This window comes from Streptomyces sp. BE303, from assembly GCF_036290945.1.
Lineage (GTDB): Bacteria > Actinomycetota > Actinomycetes > Streptomycetales > Streptomycetaceae > Kitasatospora.
Window position 1 is genome coordinate 1 of the sequence record NZ_JAQYWZ010000713.1, and the last position, 14,985, is coordinate 14,985.

15 protein-coding genes are annotated in these 14,985 nt (G+C 72.1%); 6 read left to right on the plus strand and 9 right to left on the minus strand.

Annotated features, from left to right (window positions below):
- The coding region (locus tag PUR56_RS19615) for a cytochrome b (protein WP_329949884.1) at positions 1 to 1,128 on the plus strand (1,128 nt) is incomplete at its 5' end.
- 123 nt (positions 1,129 to 1,251) lie between these two features.
- The gene (locus PUR56_RS19620) at positions 1,252 to 1,635 is read left to right on the plus strand and encodes a GntR family transcriptional regulator (protein ID WP_329881674.1); all 384 of its coding nucleotides are present in this window, start codon (positions 1,252 to 1,254) and stop codon (positions 1,633 to 1,635) included.
- A gap of 20 nt (positions 1,636 to 1,655) precedes the next feature.
- Here PUR56_RS19620 and PUR56_RS19625 read toward each other — a convergent pair whose 3' ends face one another.
- The 4 genes from PUR56_RS19625 to ctaC form a co-directional block, all read right to left on the minus strand.
- The gene (locus PUR56_RS19625; RefSeq protein WP_329949885.1) at positions 1,656 to 2,918 is read right to left on the minus strand and encodes a L,D-transpeptidase; all 1,263 of its coding nucleotides are present in this window, start codon (positions 2,916 to 2,918) and stop codon (positions 1,656 to 1,658) included.
- 168 nt (positions 2,919 to 3,086) lie between these two features.
- Positions 3,087 to 3,503, minus strand: a complete 417-nt coding sequence (locus PUR56_RS19630; protein ID WP_329949886.1) for a cytochrome c oxidase subunit 4 — start codon at positions 3,501 to 3,503, stop codon at positions 3,087 to 3,089.
- Positions 3,503 to 5,278 (minus strand): aa3-type cytochrome oxidase subunit I, encoded by a 1,776-nt coding sequence (gene ctaD, locus PUR56_RS19635; RefSeq protein WP_329881677.1) that lies wholly within the window; start codon positions 5,276 to 5,278, stop codon positions 3,503 to 3,505. The genes PUR56_RS19630 and ctaD overlap by 1 nt, the downstream gene beginning before the upstream one ends.
- The gene (gene ctaC / locus PUR56_RS19640; protein ID WP_329949887.1) at positions 5,275 to 6,129 is read right to left on the minus strand and encodes an aa3-type cytochrome oxidase subunit II; all 855 of its coding nucleotides are present in this window, start codon (positions 6,127 to 6,129) and stop codon (positions 5,275 to 5,277) included. The genes ctaD and ctaC overlap by 4 nt, the downstream gene beginning before the upstream one ends.
- A 236-nt stretch (positions 6,130 to 6,365) precedes the next feature.
- Between ctaC and PUR56_RS19645 the strand changes: the two genes are divergently transcribed.
- Positions 6,366 to 7,943: a cysteine desulfurase/sulfurtransferase TusA family protein gene (locus PUR56_RS19645; RefSeq protein ID WP_380353429.1), complete on the plus strand. Its 1,578-nt coding sequence runs from the start codon at positions 6,366 to 6,368 to the stop codon at positions 7,941 to 7,943.
- On the opposite strand, the gene PUR56_RS19650 is transcribed toward PUR56_RS19645, so the two are convergent.
- Positions 7,936 to 8,913, minus strand: coding sequence for a carbohydrate kinase family protein (locus PUR56_RS19650; RefSeq protein ID WP_329949889.1), 978 nt, complete (start codon positions 8,911 to 8,913; stop codon positions 7,936 to 7,938). The two genes, PUR56_RS19645 and PUR56_RS19650, sit on opposite strands and share 8 nt — an antisense overlap.
- A 251-nt stretch (positions 8,914 to 9,164) precedes the next feature.
- Between PUR56_RS19650 and PUR56_RS19655 the strand changes: the two genes are divergently transcribed.
- On the plus strand, positions 9,165 to 9,383 hold the full coding sequence (locus PUR56_RS19655) for a hypothetical protein (protein WP_327676422.1): 219 nt from the start codon (positions 9,165 to 9,167) through the stop codon (positions 9,381 to 9,383).
- Positions 9,384 to 9,498: 115 nt separating this feature from the next.
- The gene (locus PUR56_RS19660; RefSeq protein ID WP_329949890.1) at positions 9,499 to 10,230 is read left to right on the plus strand and encodes a hypothetical protein; all 732 of its coding nucleotides are present in this window, start codon (positions 9,499 to 9,501) and stop codon (positions 10,228 to 10,230) included.
- Positions 10,231 to 10,342: 112 nt separating this feature from the next.
- Here PUR56_RS19660 and PUR56_RS19665 read toward each other — a convergent pair whose 3' ends face one another.
- Positions 10,343 to 10,696, minus strand: a complete 354-nt coding sequence (locus PUR56_RS19665; protein ID WP_329881682.1) for a HesB/IscA family protein — start codon at positions 10,694 to 10,696, stop codon at positions 10,343 to 10,345.
- 246 nt (positions 10,697 to 10,942) lie between these two features.
- On the opposite strand from PUR56_RS19665, the gene PUR56_RS19670 reads away from it, so the two are divergent.
- Entirely contained in the window at positions 10,943 to 11,812 is an 870-nt protein-coding gene (locus tag PUR56_RS19670; RefSeq protein WP_329881683.1) for a GNAT family N-acetyltransferase, read from the plus strand.
- 49 nt (positions 11,813 to 11,861) lie between these two features.
- Here PUR56_RS19670 and PUR56_RS19675 read toward each other — a convergent pair whose 3' ends face one another.
- From PUR56_RS19675 to PUR56_RS19685, 3 genes are all read right to left on the minus strand, one after another.
- Positions 11,862 to 13,244, minus strand: coding sequence for a pyridoxal phosphate-dependent decarboxylase family protein (locus PUR56_RS19675; RefSeq protein WP_329949891.1), 1,383 nt, complete (start codon positions 13,242 to 13,244; stop codon positions 11,862 to 11,864).
- A gap of 198 nt (positions 13,245 to 13,442) precedes the next feature.
- Positions 13,443 to 13,907 carry an Lrp/AsnC family transcriptional regulator gene (locus PUR56_RS19680; protein ID WP_329881685.1) on the minus strand — a complete coding sequence of 155 codons (465 nt, stop codon included), beginning with the start codon at positions 13,905 to 13,907 and terminating at the stop codon, positions 13,443 to 13,445.
- A 148-nt stretch (positions 13,908 to 14,055) separates the two neighbouring features.
- The gene (locus PUR56_RS19685) at positions 14,056 to 14,979 is read right to left on the minus strand and encodes an NADP-dependent oxidoreductase (protein ID WP_329949892.1); all 924 of its coding nucleotides are present in this window, start codon (positions 14,977 to 14,979) and stop codon (positions 14,056 to 14,058) included.
- Between the last annotated feature and the right edge of the window lie 6 nt (positions 14,980 to 14,985).

Below are 14,985 nucleotides of genomic sequence, written 5' to 3' on the forward strand. Positions count from 1 at the left end.
CCGGACGACCTGCTCTCGGGCACCGGCATCCGCTTCATGGAAGGCGCGATCCTCGCCGTCCCGCTGGTCGGCACCTACATCCAGATGTTCCTGTTCGGGGGCGAGTTCCCCGGCCACGACATCGTGCCGCGCTTCTTCACCATCCACGTGCTGCTGATCCCGGGCATCATGCTGGGCCTGCTCGTCGCCCACCTGATCCTGGTCTTCTACCACAAGCACACCCAGTGGGCGGGCCCCGGCAAGACCGAGAAGAACGTCGTCGGCATGCCGCTGATGCCGGTCTACATGGCCAAGGCCGGCGGCTTCTTCTTCCTGGTGTTCGGTCTCATCTCCGTCATCTCGGCGATCGCCACGATCAACCCGATCTGGGCGTACGGCCCGTACCGGCCGGACCAGGTGTCGACCGACGCCCAGCCCGACTGGTACATGGGCTTCTCCGAGGGCCTGATCCGCATCATGCCGGGCTGGGAGATCAGCCTCTGGGGCCACACCCTGAACCTGGGTGTCATGGTGCCGCTGGCGATCTTCCCGATGGTGCTGGCCGCGATCGCGGTCTACCCCTTCATCGAGGGCTGGATCACCGGCGACAAGCGCGAGCACCACATCCTGGACCGCCCGCGCAACGCACCGGTCCGCACCGGTCTGGGCGCCGCCTGGATCAGCCTCTACCTGATCCTGCTGATGGCCGGTGGCAACGACCTGTTCGCCACCCACCTGCACCTGTCGATCAACTCGGTCACGTACTTCGTCCGCGTGGGCATGTTCGTGATCCCGGTGCTCGTCTTCATCATCACCAAGCGCTGGTGCCTCGGCCTCCAGCGCCGTGACAAGGAGAAGGTGCTGCACGGCCGCGAGACCGGCGTCATCAAGCGCCTGCCGCACGGCGAGTTCGTCGAGGTGCACGCCCAGCTGCCGCAGAAGGAGCTGCACACGCTCACCGCGCACGAGCAGCAGCAGCCGTTCGAGCTGCCGGCCGCGACGGACGAGAACGGCGTGGCCCGCAAGGCCAACGTCATCACCCGGACCCGGGCGAAGCTCTCCCGCGGCTTCTACGGCGAGGGCAGCCAGATCTCCAAGCCCACCGCCGAGGAGCACCACGAGATCACCAGCGGCCACGGCCACCACTGATCCCGTACGCACCCCGCGTCACCCCCGAGGGCCGCTGACCAGAGTTCATCTGGTCGGCGGCCCTCGGGCTGTTCCGCCCCGACCCGACCGATCCCGACCCGCCCGAACCTCAGGAGCCCTTCCGTGCAGCTGTCCGTCGACCCGGCCTCCACCACTCCCCCGTACGAGCAGATCCGCGCCCAGATCTCCGGGCAGGCCCGCAGCGGCGAGCTGGCGACCGGGCTGCGGCTGCCCACCGTCCGGGCGCTGGCCGAGGAGCTGGGGCTGGCCGCCGGGACGGTCGCCCGCGCCTACCGGGAGCTGGAGGCGGACGGCGTGGTGGAGACCCACGGCCGGCGCGGCACCCTGATCGCCGCGGTCGGCGACGCCTCGCACCGGCTGGCCGCCGCGGCGGCCGCCGAGTACGCCGAGCGGGTCAGGCGGCTCGGGCTGCCACTGCCGGACGCCCTGGGGGCCGTGGACACCGCGCTCCGGCTGGCCTACCGCGACGGGGCGGGCGAGGGCTGAGGAGGGCCCCGGCGGGCCCCTCAGAGCTGCGGGGCGATCATCCCGGTGGCGGGGGCCCGGGTGACCGGCGCGGTGGTGCTGACGGGCTGCCCGAGGGCGCTGTGCCCGACCCAGTCCGTCCAGGCGATGTTCCAGTCCCCGAAGCCGTTGCCGAACGACTCCATGCCCTTGCCGCGGCTGTTCACCACCGTCACCAGGTCCCCCACCCTGGTGTTCTGGTAGAACCAGCGGGCGTTCTCGGTGCTCATGCCGGTGCAGCCGTGGCTGACGTTCTCGACCCCCTGAGCGCCCACCGACCAGGGCGCCGCGTGCACGTACTCGCCGCTCCAGGTGACCCGGGTCGCCCACTCGACGTCGAGGTCGTACGACTCCTCGCTGCCGGCCGCTATCCCGATCGTCTCGCCGCTCATCCGGACCTTGCGCTCTTGGCCGAGCACCACCTTGACGCCGTTGCGGGTGTCGAACCCCGGCTTACCGGTGGTGACCGGGATCGTCCGGACCACCTGGCCGTCACGCTTCAGGGTGAGTTCGTGGGCCGCCGCGTCCACCACGGTCTCGACCCGTTCGCCGATCCGCAGCGCCAGGGCGGCCCGGTCGCCGCCGTACAGGCCGTCCGCGATCCGGCTGCCGGTGCCCTCGAAGGCGAGGCTGACGGTGGTGCCGGTCGGCCAGTACTGCTCCGGGCGGAAGTGCAGGTTCCTGTCGTCCACCCAGTACCAGCCGCCGGTGACGGCCGGCTGCGAGGTGACGGTGAGGGCCCGCTCCACCTCCTGGCGGGCCTGCGGGTCCTTCACCGCCTCGGAGAGCTGGACGGTGAGCGGCTGGCCCACCCCGTAGACGCCGCTGCCGGAGGAGTCCGGGCCGAGCTTGGCGGCCAGCAGCCGCTGGGCGGCGACGGTGGCGAACCCCGCAGTGGTCTCACCGCGGCCGCCCTTGCCGTCGTCGGCGGCGATCCGGACGGTGTACGTGGTGGCGGCCTTGAGCCGCCCGGTGGTCTGCCAGCTGCGCTGGTCCTCGGAGAGCCGCCCGGCGACCACCCGGCCGTCCGGGCCGACCACCGTGACGTCGGTGAGCCGGCTGCCCTGCTCGGCGGTGACGGTGACCGGCTGGGACGGGTCCACCTGCTCGGTCGCCGAGAGATGGACCAGCCGCGCGGCGTCGACCGTACGGACGGTCCCGGCGAGGTCGTCGCCGCTTCCGGACGTGCAGCCGGCCAGCGGGGCCAGCACTGCCAGGGCCAGCGAGATGCCGCCGATACCCGCGATTCCGCGCCTGTCGGCCATGACCGCCTCCGGGGGTTCGCACGATTGATCAGATCGTAGGAACCGGTCCGGCCGAGCGACATCCGGGCGGCGCGCCGTTGCGCCGGGAGGGTGAGCCCGTCACTCCGGGGACGCAACGGGGCCGGGCATCCCGTGCGGGATGCCCGGCCCTGTGCGAGTGGCGGGGACCTACTGGTTCTGGTTCTCGCCGCGGTAGAACTCGAAGACCCAGCCGAAGAGGCCGATCAGGATCACCGGGATCGACCAGTACAGCAGCCACCAGCCGAAGATCACACCGAGGAAGGCCAGTGCGCCACCGATCGCCAGCGAGAGCGGCTGCCAGCTGTGCGGGGCGAAGAAGCCCAGCTCGCCGGAGTCGTCCGCGACCTCGGCCTCGGGGTTGTCACCCGCGCCGCTGTCCACCCGGCGGGCGGTGAAGGCGAGGTAGTACCCGATGAAGGCGCAGAGGGCGAAGGCGAGGAACAGCGCGGTGGTGCCCGCCGCCTCGATGCCGGTGTCCGAGCTGTTGGTCCACAGCCCGTAGGTGATGGCCATGGCCAGCACGAAGACCGCCAGGCCCAGGAAGATCTTGCCCTGTTCCTTCATCAGGCGTCCCCACCCTTCTTGCCCTTGCCCAGCTGCGGGGCGTCGTACTTCGCCGGGGTCACACCGGCGAGGTGCTTGGCCGGCTCACCGTGGTTCTCGAGGTAGTCCAGCGCCGCGATCTCCGGGTGGTGGAGGTCGAAGGCCGGGGATTCCGAGCGGATCCGGGGCAGCGTGAGGAAGTTGTGCCGCGGCGGCGGGCAGGAGGTCGCCCACTCCAGCGAACGGCCGTAGCCCCACGGGTCGTCGACCTCGATCTTCTCCCCGTACTTGGCGGTCTTCCAGACGTTGTAGAGGAACGGCAGGATCGACAGGCCGAGCAGGAAGGAGCCGATGGTCGACACGGTGTTCAGGGTGGTGAACCCGTCGGCCGCCAGGTAGTCGGCGTAGCGGCGGGGCATGCCCTCCGCGCCGAGCCAGTGCTGCACCAGGAAGGTGGTGTGGAAGCCGATGAACAGCGTCCAGAAGGTGATCTTGCCGAGGCGCTCGTCCAGCATCTTGCCGGTCATCTTCGGCCACCAGAAGTGGAAGCCGGCGAACATCGCGAAGACGACGGTGCCGAAGACCACGTAGTGGAAGTGGGCGACGACGAAGTACGAGTCCGAGACGTGGAAGTCGATCGGCGGGGAGGCCAGCAGGACACCGGTCAGACCACCGAAGAGGAAGGTCACCAGGAAGCCGACCGTCCAGAGCATCGGGGTCTCGAAGCTCAGCGAGCCCTTCCACATGGTGCCGACCCAGTTGAAGAACTTCACACCGGTCGGGACCGCGATCAGGAAGGTCATGAACGAGAAGAACGGCAGAAGCACTTGGCCGGTGACGTACATGTGGTGGGCCCACACCGTCACGGACAGACCGGCGATCGCGATGGTGGCCGCGATCAGGCCGGAGTAGCCGAACATCGGCTTGCGGCTGAAGACCGGGATGACCTCGGACACGATGCCGAAGAACGGCAGCGCGATGATGTACACCTCGGGGTGACCGAAGAACCAGAACAGGTGCTGCCAGAGCAGCGCCCCGCCGTTCGCCGGGTCGAAGACGTGGGCCCCGAACTTGCGGTCCGCCTCCAGGGCGAACAGCGCGGCGGCCAGCACCGGGAAGGCCAGCAGGACCAGCACGGCGGTCAGCAGGACGTTCCAGACGAAGATCGACATCCGGAACATCGTCATGCCGGGCGCGCGCATGCAGATGATCGTGGTGATGAAGTTGACCGCACCGAGGATCGTGCCGAAGCCGGAGAAGGCCAGACCCATGATCCACATGTCGGCGCCGATGCCCGGCGAGCGGACCGCGTCCGACAGCGGCGCGTAGGCGAACCAGCCGAAGTCGGCGGCGCCCTGCGGGGTGATGAAGCCGGCGACGGCGATCAGCGAGCCGAACAGGTACAGCCAGTAGGCGAACATGTTCAGACGCGGGAACGCGACGTCCGGGGCACCGATCTGGAGCGGCATGATCCAGTTCGCGAAGCCGGCGAAGAGCGGCGTCGCGAACATCAGCAGCATGACCGTGCCGTGCATGGTGAACGCCTGGTTGAACTGCTCGTTCGACAGGATCTGGGTCCCGGGACGAGCGAGCTCGGCGCGCATGACCAGGGCGAGGACGCCACCGATCAGGAAGAAGGCGAACGACGTGCCCAGGTAGAGGGTGCCGATCGTCTTGTGGTCAGTGGTGGTCAGCCACTTGATGATGGTGGAACCCGGCTTCCGGGTCCGCTGCGCCCCGACCGTGACGGCCCCGGCGCCCCCGCCGGCCGCGGCGGGCTCGTTGAGGATGGTCACTTCTCTTCACTTCCCATGGTCGTGATGCCGGAGGGCACCGCGCCGGTCTGCCCCTTGGCCCGGAGCTCCTTCAGGTGAAGGTCGTACTCGGCACGGTCGACGACCTTCACGTTGAACAGCATGCGCGAGTGGTCGACGCCGCAGAGCTCGGCGCACTTGCCCATGTATTCACCCTTGACGGTCGGGGTGACCTCGAACTTGTTCACCACGCCCGGCACGACGTCCATCTTCATCAGGAAGTTGATGGGCCAGAAGTCGTGGATGACGTCACGAGAGGTGAGGCGGAACTGCACCGTCTCGTTGACCGGCAGGTACAGGGTCGGCGCCGCCTGCGGGGTGCCCACGTCGTACGCCGCGTCCTGGTTGGCCGGGTCGGGGTTCTCGGTGTTCTCGTAGTTGAACGCCCAGCTCCACTGGAAGCCCACCACGTTGACGGTGTGCTGCGGCTTCTCGGAGACGGCGATCAGCTTCGACTCGTCGCGGGCGACGAAGTAGAAGAGGACCGACACGATGATGATGGGGACCGCGGTGTAGAGCGCCTCGATGGGCACGTTGTACCGGGTCTGCGGAGGGACCTGCACGCCGGTGCGGCTGCGCCGGTGGAAGATCACGCTCCAGATGATCAGACCCCACATCAGTACGCCGACCACCAGCGCCGCGATCCAGGAGCCCTGCCACATGTGGAGGACCAGGGGCCCTTCCTCGGTGACGGGACTCGGGAGGCCAAGCCTGGGGAGGTCGTTGGCCGAGCAGCCGGTGGCGGTCGCGATGACGAGGCCCAGTGCCAGCGCCTGAGGCAGCTTCCGCCGCATCGTGCGCCGCGGCGAGCGGTCGGAGCCGTTGGGACTCACGTAGCGCCTTCCCGAAGTCTCGCCCGCCTTCGCGTCGCCCCGGAGAGGTTGCTGCCTCCCGGCGACCCGACCACGGGCACGGTTTGAATGCTTATGCGGGCCAAACCCTACTCCAGCCTTATGCGCTGCTGACGGGCAGGTCCCGGTAACGCGCCGCCCGGACACCCGATCAGGCCCGGCAGGGGCTGCGCCGCAGGTCATCCTAGGCATTAGGGGTCCGTACGCCCGATCGGGGGATGACCTCGGACGACGTACGTGACAGTCCGTCGGACGTGGACTATTCGGACATTCGGGGTGATCGACTGACGGTCGGTAAGCACCCGGGGCACGCCGGAATACACCCGGGAGTGTCGTTAAATGTGACCGTGTACTTCGACGTGGCCTCCACCGCACCGCTCCACCCCGTCGCGCGGCAGGCGCTGACCGCCGCCCTGGACGAGGGGTGGGCCGACCCCGCCCGGCTCTACCGGTCCGGGCGGCAGGCCCGGATGCTCCTGGACGCCGCCCGCGAGACGGTGGCGGGGGTCCTCGGCTGCCGGGCCGACGAGATCGCCTTCACCGCGAGCGGGACCCAGGCGGTGCACCTCGGTGTGCTGGGCGCCCTGGCCGGGAACCGGCGCCGCGGCGGACACCTGGTGCACTCGGCCGTCGAGCACTCCGGCGTGCTGCACGCCGCGGAACGGCACGAGGCCGCCGGTGGCGAGGTCTCGGTCGTCCCGGTGGACCGGTACGGCCGGGCCGCCCCCGGGGGGTTCGCGGCGGCGCTGCGGCCGGACACCGCGCTCGCGGTGCTGCAGTCCGCCAACCACGAGGTCGGCACCGTCCAGCCGGTCGCCGAGGTGGCCGAGGTGTGCGGGGACGTGCCGCTGCTGGTGGACGCCGCGCAGAGCGCCGGGCGGGTGGACGTGCCGGGCGGCTGGTCGCTGCTGGCCGCCTCCGCGCACAAGTGGGGCGGACCCGCCGGGGTCGGGGTGCTCGCGGTGCGCAAGGGCGTCCGGTACTCCTCGCCGCTGCCCGCCGACGAGCGCGAGGGCGGCAGGGTCCCGGGGTACGTCAACGTGCCGGCGATCGTGGCCGCGGCGGCCTCCCTGCGCGCGGTACGGGCCGAGGCGGACCGGGAGAACGCCCGCCTGCACGCGCTGGTCGAACGGATCCGGACCCGGGTACCGCAGCTGGTGCCCGAGGTGGAGGTGGTGGGCGACCCGGTGCGGCGGCTGCCGCACGTCGTCACCTTCTCCTGTCTGTACGTGGACGGCGAGGTGCTGCTGACCGAGCTGGACCGGGCCGGGTTCGCGGTCTCCTCCGGCTCCTCCTGCAGTTCGTCCACGCTGACCCCCAGCCACGTCCTGGCCGCCATGGGCGTCCTCACCGAGGGGAACGTCCGGGTCTCGCTGCCGTTCGGCGCGGCGGAGGCGGACGTCGAGCGCTTCCTGACCGTGCTGCCCGGGCTGGTGGCCGGTGTCCGCGCCCCGCTGGGGCTGGACCTGACGCTGCCCCCGGAGCGCGCGCCGGAGTCCGGGCCCTCGGGTCCGGCCGGGGAGCCGGACGCGGGCGGGGATCCGCACGCGGCCGGGGGGACGACCGTCCTCGACGCCCTCGGCAAGCGCTGCCCGCTGCCCGTCATCGAGCTGGCCAGGCGGATCGGCGGAGTCCCCCTGGGCGGGACGGTCGCGGTGCTGGCGGACGACGAGGCGGCCCGGCTGGACGTACCCGCCTGGTGCGGGATGCGCGGGCAGGAGTACCTGGGCGAGGCCCCGGCCGCCGAGTACGGCGGCGACCGGGGCGTGGCCTACCTGGTGCGGCGGACTACTTGACCAGGTGCGCCCGGACGTCGGCGGCCGCCTCGGCGCCGTAGGCGCCCTCGAAGCGCTCCAGGAACGCGGTCGGGCGCAGCTCGTACTCCTGGGTGCCGACGGTCTCGATGACCAGGGTGGCGAGCATGCAGCCGAGCTGGGCGGCGCGCTCCAGCTCCAGCCCCCAGGAGAGGCCGGCCAGGAAACCGGCCCGGAAGGCGTCGCCGACGCCGGTCGGGTCGGTCTTGCTGTTCTCGGGCGCGCAGCCGACCACGATCGGGGTCTCGCCCTTGCGGTCGATCCGGACGCCCTTGCTGCCGAGGGTGGTGATCCGGGTGCCGACCCGGCCGAGGATCTCGTCGGCGTCCCAGCCGGTCTTGGTCTCGATCAGCGCGGCCTCGTACTCGTTGGTGAAGAGGTACGCGGCGCCGTCGACGATCTGGCGGATGTCGTGGCCGTCGAGGCGGGCCAGCTGCTGGGAGGGGTCGGCCGCGAAGGCGTAGCCGCGGGTGCGGCACTCCTGGGTGTGGCGGACCATCGCCTGCGGGTCGTCCGCGCCGATCAGGACCAGGTCCAGGCCGCCGACCCGGTCGGCGATCGGCTTGAGCTCGATGTTGCGGGCCTCCGCCATGGCGCCGGTGTAGAACGACGCGATCTGGTTGTGGTCCTCGTCCGTGGTGCACATGAAGCGCGCGGTGTGCCGGGTCTCGGAGATGTGGACGGACCGGCAGTCCACGTTGTTGCGCTCCAGCCAGCTGCGGTACTCCGCGAAGTCCGCGCCGGCCGCGCCGACCAGGACCGGGCGCAGGCCCAGGACGCCCATCCCGAACGCGATGTTGGGCGCGACACCGCCGCGGCGGATGTCCAGGGTGTCGACCAGGAAGGACAGCGACACGGTGTGCAGCTGCTCGGCGACGAGCTGGTCGGCGAACCGGCCCGGGAAGGTCATCAGGTGGTCGGTCGCGATCGAGCCGGCGACGGCGATACGCACGGGGTCTCCTCAGAAGGGCGGCAGGGCCGTGGAAGGGCGGTGGGTGAACCCACTCACGGTACCCGGCAGGGGGCGGGAGCCAGCAAGAACGCCTTCGGCGGCACCCTCCGCCCCCTACGGTGTACTACCAACCGGTAGCTCTGGTGGGGGCCGGACGACCGGCCTAGGGTCGCAGACAGGGGGCCGTTCCCGGCCCCGCCCAGGCCCGTGGCACCCCCGTCACGGCACCGGTGGATCGGAAGTGATGGCCGATGATGCCCAGTCACCACCCGCTGCGGGTCCCGCCCGCCCTGCTCGGCGACGCGGACGGCGACTCGCTGGACGCGCTGGTGGACTCCTCGCGGCGACTGAGGCGGTTCTGGCCGCTGCTGGCGACCGGTCCGCAGGACGCCGCACCCGCCCGGGCGGCGCTCAGGGTCCCCTCGCGGACCCAGCGGCTGGTCGCGGGGATGCCCGAGTACGGGCTGTAGGCCCCTGCCGGAGCACCCGCCGGGCTCGGACGGGAACCGGATTCGTCCGGCGCACGTCACATCGGCGCGGTGCGGCCCCGGAGGCGTGCCGCTGAGCCCTCGGGAGGAAGTACAGATGGATCTGGAGACGATGCCCCGGCGTTCCGGCCGGGCACGCGCGGTGACACTGGCGGGTCTGGTACTGGCGGCGGCGACGGTGCTGGCCGGGTGCGGCGACGGAGCGAAGTCGGGTTCGGACGCGGCGGCCTCCGGTACCGCGGCGCCCTCGGCGAGCGCGCCTGCCCCTCCCGCGGCGGGCACCGCCGAGACCCCGTCGGCGCCCGGGTCGGCCCCGGCGTCCCCGTCGGCCCCGGCTCCGGTGACCACCCCGCCGGCCGATCCCACGGCGACCACCCCCGATCCGCGGCCGGCCAGTCCGCCACCGGCCACCACCACCCCGGCACCGGCGCTGACGCCGACCCCGGCGCAGACTCCCCCCGGCGGCAACGGCATCGCGGTCGGCGAGCCGCCGCCCAACGGCTCGCAGGTGCACCCGGCGATCACCTACCGGGTGGACGGCAACAGGCTGACGGTCTGGTTCTACGGCGGGATCTGCCAGCGGTACGCGCTCAAGGCCGACGAGTCGCACCCGGGCCGGGTCGACATCCGGGTGACCGTCGCGGCCCCGGTCCCGGCCGGGCAGGCCTGCGCCGATCTGGCCAAGCGGCAGACGGTGGTCTCCGACCTGAAGCAGCCCCTGCAGGGCCGCACGGTGACGGACCTGGCGACCGGCCGTGAGGTGCCGCTGGAGGCCGACCCGCACGTCGGGGCGGAGCCGGTCGGACCGGAGATCGCCGGCACCCCGTAGCGGAAGACCCCGCGCCCCCTCTGCGGAAACGTTCCCGCAGACACGACGAAGGCGGCCCCGGGAGTCCCGGGGCCGCCTTCGTTCAGATCATCGACCGAACGAATTCGGACGACTAGTTGAACGAGTCGCCGCAGGCGCAGGAGCCCGTGGCGTTCGGGTTGTCGATCGTGAAGCCCTGCTTCTCGATGGTGTCGACGAAGTCGACGGTGGCACCGCCAAGGTACGGGGCGCTCATCCGGTCGGTGACGACCTTGACACCGTCGAAGTCCTTGAGGACGTCGCCGTCGAGCGAGCGCTCGTCGAAGAACAGCTGGTAACGCAGGCCGGAGCAGCCACCGGGCTGGACGGCGACCCGAAGTGCGAGGTCCTCGCGGCCTTCCTGCTCCAACAGGGCCTTGACCTTGCCCGCGGCGGCGTCGGTGAGGAGGATGCCACTCTCTACGGTGGTCTCGTCCTGGACGGTCATCTGCTTTCTCCCGGTCTTGACGACGGTCTGCCGCCAGTACCAACCGACAACCGCCCGGATTCATTTCCCGGACGGCGAACGTCTTCGACTGGTTCGTGGCGGCGGGGTTTCCGTGGGCCGGGTGTGCCAGCCGCTCCCCTACGCTCCCCATGCTCGCACACCGGCGGGGCGAACGGTCACCGCCCGAACGGTCCGATCCCGGCGAACCGGCCCCGCGGCGACACCCGGGCCGCCAGGATGGACGCCATGATCCTGCGCCTGGTCCAGGACACCGCCGCCGACGCGGAGGTCGTCCAGCACATCGCCCGCGCCGCCTCCGCCTCGCTGCCCGACTCCCCCGGGGCCGGTGACCGGACCCGCTCCCCGGTCCTGCCGCTGGCCCGGACCAGACATCTCGTCCGCACCGACCCGCAGGGCTGCTGGCTGGCCGAGATCGGCGGCGAGCCGATCGGCACGGTGCTGTCGCTGCGCCGCGAGGGGGTGTGGGTGCTGGCCCTCTTCGCGGTGGTGCCGGGGGCACAGGGCCGGGGGGTGGGCCGGCTGCTGCTGGAGCGGGCCGCCGCGTACGGGCGGGGCTGCCTGCGCGGGATGCTCTGCGCCCCGCCGTCCCCGGCGGCCGCCCGCCGCTACCGGCTGGCGGGGTTCACCCTGCACCCGGCGATGCGGCTGACCGGCAAGGTGGACCGGGCCGGGCTGCTCGATCCCGGGGACATCCCGGTGCACCCGGGCAACGCCTCGCACCGGCACCTGCTGGATTCGGTGGACCGGCGGCTGCGCGGCGCCGCGCACGGCCCGGACCACGAGCTGATGCTGGCGCACTGCGAGGAGCTGCTGGTCGCGGACGCGCTGGCGGGCAGCGGCTACTGCTACCGGGACGGCGGCGAGATCAGGCTGCTGGCGGCGTCCTCGAAGCGGATCGCCGTCCGGTTGCTGCGCGAGGCACTCGCCCGGGTGCCGGACGGCACGGAGGCCCGGGTGGACCACCTGACCGCCGAGCAGGAGTGGGCGCTGGACGTCGGGCTGGAACTGGGCCTGACCCTGGAGACCCGCGGCTACCTGGGCCTGCGCGGGATGCGCCCGCCGGCGCCGTACCTGCCGAACGGCGCGCTGCTGTGACGCCGAGCCCCCGCCGGGCAGGCCCGGCGGGGGCTCGGCGAGCGTGACCTCAGCTCATCGTGTCCAGGATCTCGCGGACCATCTCCATGGTGGTCCCGGGGTGCAGGAAGGCGAACCGGGCGACCGTCTCGCCGTCCCAGCCGGTGGGGGTGACGAAACCGATCTGGTCCGCGAGCAGCTGCTGCGACCAGCGGTAGTAGTCGGCGTTGGTCCAGCCGGTCCGCTTGAAGCAGACGGCGGAGAGCTGCGGGTCGAACAGCAGCTCCAGGTGCTCGGTGTCGCGGATCAGCTGCGCGGTGTCCCGGGCCAGTTCGAGGCCGGCCTCGATGGCGTCGGTGTACGCCTGGACACCGTGCACGGCGAGCGAGAACCAGAGCGGCAGGCCGCGGGCCCGCCGGGTCAGGTGGTAGGCGTAGTCGGTCGGGTTCCACTCGTCGCCCTCGGTGTGCAGCACGTCCAGGTAGGAGGCGTCCTGGGTGTGCACGGCGCGGGCGAGCTGGGGGTTGCGGTAGATCAGCGCGGCGCAGTCGAACGGGGCGAACAGCCACTTGTGCGGGTCCACCACGAAGGAGTCGGCGTGCTCGATGCCGTCGTAGCGGGCGCGCACGGAGGGGGCGAAGAGGCCCGCGCCGCCGTAGGCGCCGTCCACGTGGAACCACAGGTCGCGCTCGCGGGCGACCTCGGAGAGGCCCTGGAGGTCGTCGACGATGCCCTCGTTGGTGGTGCCGGCGGTGCCGACGACCGCGATCACGGTCTCGGGGTTCGGGTCGGCGGCCAGGGCGGTGCGCAGCGCCTCGCCGGTGAACCGGCGGTTCACGGTCGGGACCTTGAAGGCCTCGACGCCGATGATGTTGAAGGTGTTCTTGACCGAGGAGTGCACCTGGTCGGCGACGGCGATCCGCAGCCGCACCTCGGGCCCGCTGGGCAGCCCCTGCTCGGCGAGGCGGCGGCGGGCGGTGTCGCGGGCGACGACGAGGGCGGAGAGGTTGCCGGCCGAGCCGCCGGAGACGAAGGTGCCGCCGGCCGATCCGGGCATGCCCGCGCGGTCCGCGATCAGTCGCAGCACCTGGTTCTCGGCGGCGATGGCGCCGGCCGCCTCCAGCCAGGAGATGCCCTGGAGCGAGGCGCAGGAGACGACCATGTCGAAGAGCAGCGCGGCCTTGGTCGGGGCGCACGGGATGAACGACAGGTAGCGCGGGCTGTCGGCGGAGATCACCGCGCGGGAGAGCTCGTGGTCGTACAGCTTGAGCACGTCGGCCGGGTCGTTGCCGTCCCGGTTGATCAGGCCGGACAGCTGGGTGCGCAGGTGCTCCCCGTCGCCGGGGTGGTCGAGCGGGACGGGGTCGTACTGCAGACGGTCGCGCATGTAGTCGAAAACCAGGTCGACCAGGTCGCTGTCGGGCCGGTGCATGCGGTCGGGTGCTGCGGACACGGGTGTCCCTCTCGGCTGTGGGGGGTCGGGGAGGGCCCGACGGCACGGGAACGGGCACCGTTCTGCCGGACGTGATCAGCGTAGGCAGCGCGGGGCCTGCGCCGCGCGTCGGAACGCGGCCGGTCAGGCAGGTTTCGGGCGTCTTCGACGCGCCCCGCGCAGGATTCCTGCGCAGGGCTGGACCGGGCCGTCCGGAGGTCAGCCGATGAGCTGGGAGAGGACGACGGAGGAGCGGCTGCGCTGGACGCCGGGCTCCCGGCGGATCCGCTCGATGACCGCCTCCAGATGGCGCATGTCGGCGGCGCGCAGGTGGACCAGGGCGTCCGGGTCGCCGGTGACCGTCCAGGCGGCGATCACCTCGGGGAACTGGCGCAGGCTGGCCAGGATCTCCTCGGGCGCGGTCCGCTCGCGGCAGTAGACCTCGACGAACGCCTCCGTCTGCCAGCCGAGGACGGAGGGGTCGAGCACCACGGTGAAACCGCGGACCACCCCGCGCGCCCGCAGCCGGTCGATCCGGCGGCGGACCGCGGTGGCGGAGAGGTTCACCGACAGCCCGATCTCGGCGTACGAGGCGCGGCCGTCGCGGGCCAGCCGGGCGAGGAGCAGGCGGTCGGTCTCGTCCAGGGAGGCCCCGACCGTCTCGTGCGCTCGGCTGCTGCTCATCGGTGCGGGGCTCCACGGGTCGTGCGGCATCGGGGACGGGGGCGGGGCGACAACGGCCCGCCGAAACGGTTCTGCACCATTCTGGCGGATGACAGGACCGAGTCCACCGCTCGCAGATGACGGGCTTCGGTCGACCGGCCCCGGCGCCTCAGTCCACCAGCAGCACGATCTTGCCCCGGGTCCGGCCCTCCGCGCTGAGCGCCTGGGCCGAGGCGGCCTGGGCCAGCGGGAACGTGGACGCGACGGTCACGGTCAGCCGCCCCTCGTCGGCGAGCTCGGCCAGCTCGGCCAGCCCGGCGGCGTCCGGACGGACCCAGACGTAGTGACCCCCGCGCGCCTTCACGCCGAAGTCGGCGACCGAGGCGATCCGCGCCGGATCCGCGACGAGACCGGCCGAGACCTCGACGGCGTCGCCGCCGACCAGGTCCAGCGCGGCGTCCACGCCCTCCGGCGCCAGCGCGCGGACCCGGTCCGCCAGGCCCTCGCCGTGGGCCACCGGCTCGGCGCCGAGACCGCGCAGGTAGGCGTGGTTGCGCTCGCCCGCGGTGCCGATCACCCGGGCGCCGGCGGCCCGGGCGAGCTGGACGGCGAGGTGGCCGACCCCGCCCGCGGCGGCGTGCACCAGCACGGTGTCACCCGCGTTCACGCCGACCGCCCGCAGGGCCTGGAGGGCGGTGAGCCCGGCCAGTGGCAGTCCGCCGGCCTGCGCCCAGTCCAGCGCGGCCGGCTTGCGGGCCAGGGTGCGGACGGGCGCGGCGACGAGTTCCGCGTAGGTCCCGTGCTCGACCGCGTCCTTGCGGACGTAGCCGTAGACCTCGTCGCCGGGAGCGAACTCGGTGACCCCGCCGCCGACCGCGCGCACCACCCCGGCCGCGTCCCAGCCCATCACCAGCGGGAAGTGCGCGTCGAGCAGACCGTCCAGCCTGCCGTCCCGCACCTTCCAGTCCACCGGGTTCACCCCGGCCGCCCTGACCTGCACCAGTACCGAGTCCGGGCCGACCTTCGGGTCCGGGAGGTCGGTGTACTCCACCGCCTCGGGGCCGCCGTAGCGGCGGATCGCGATTGCCTTCATGCACCC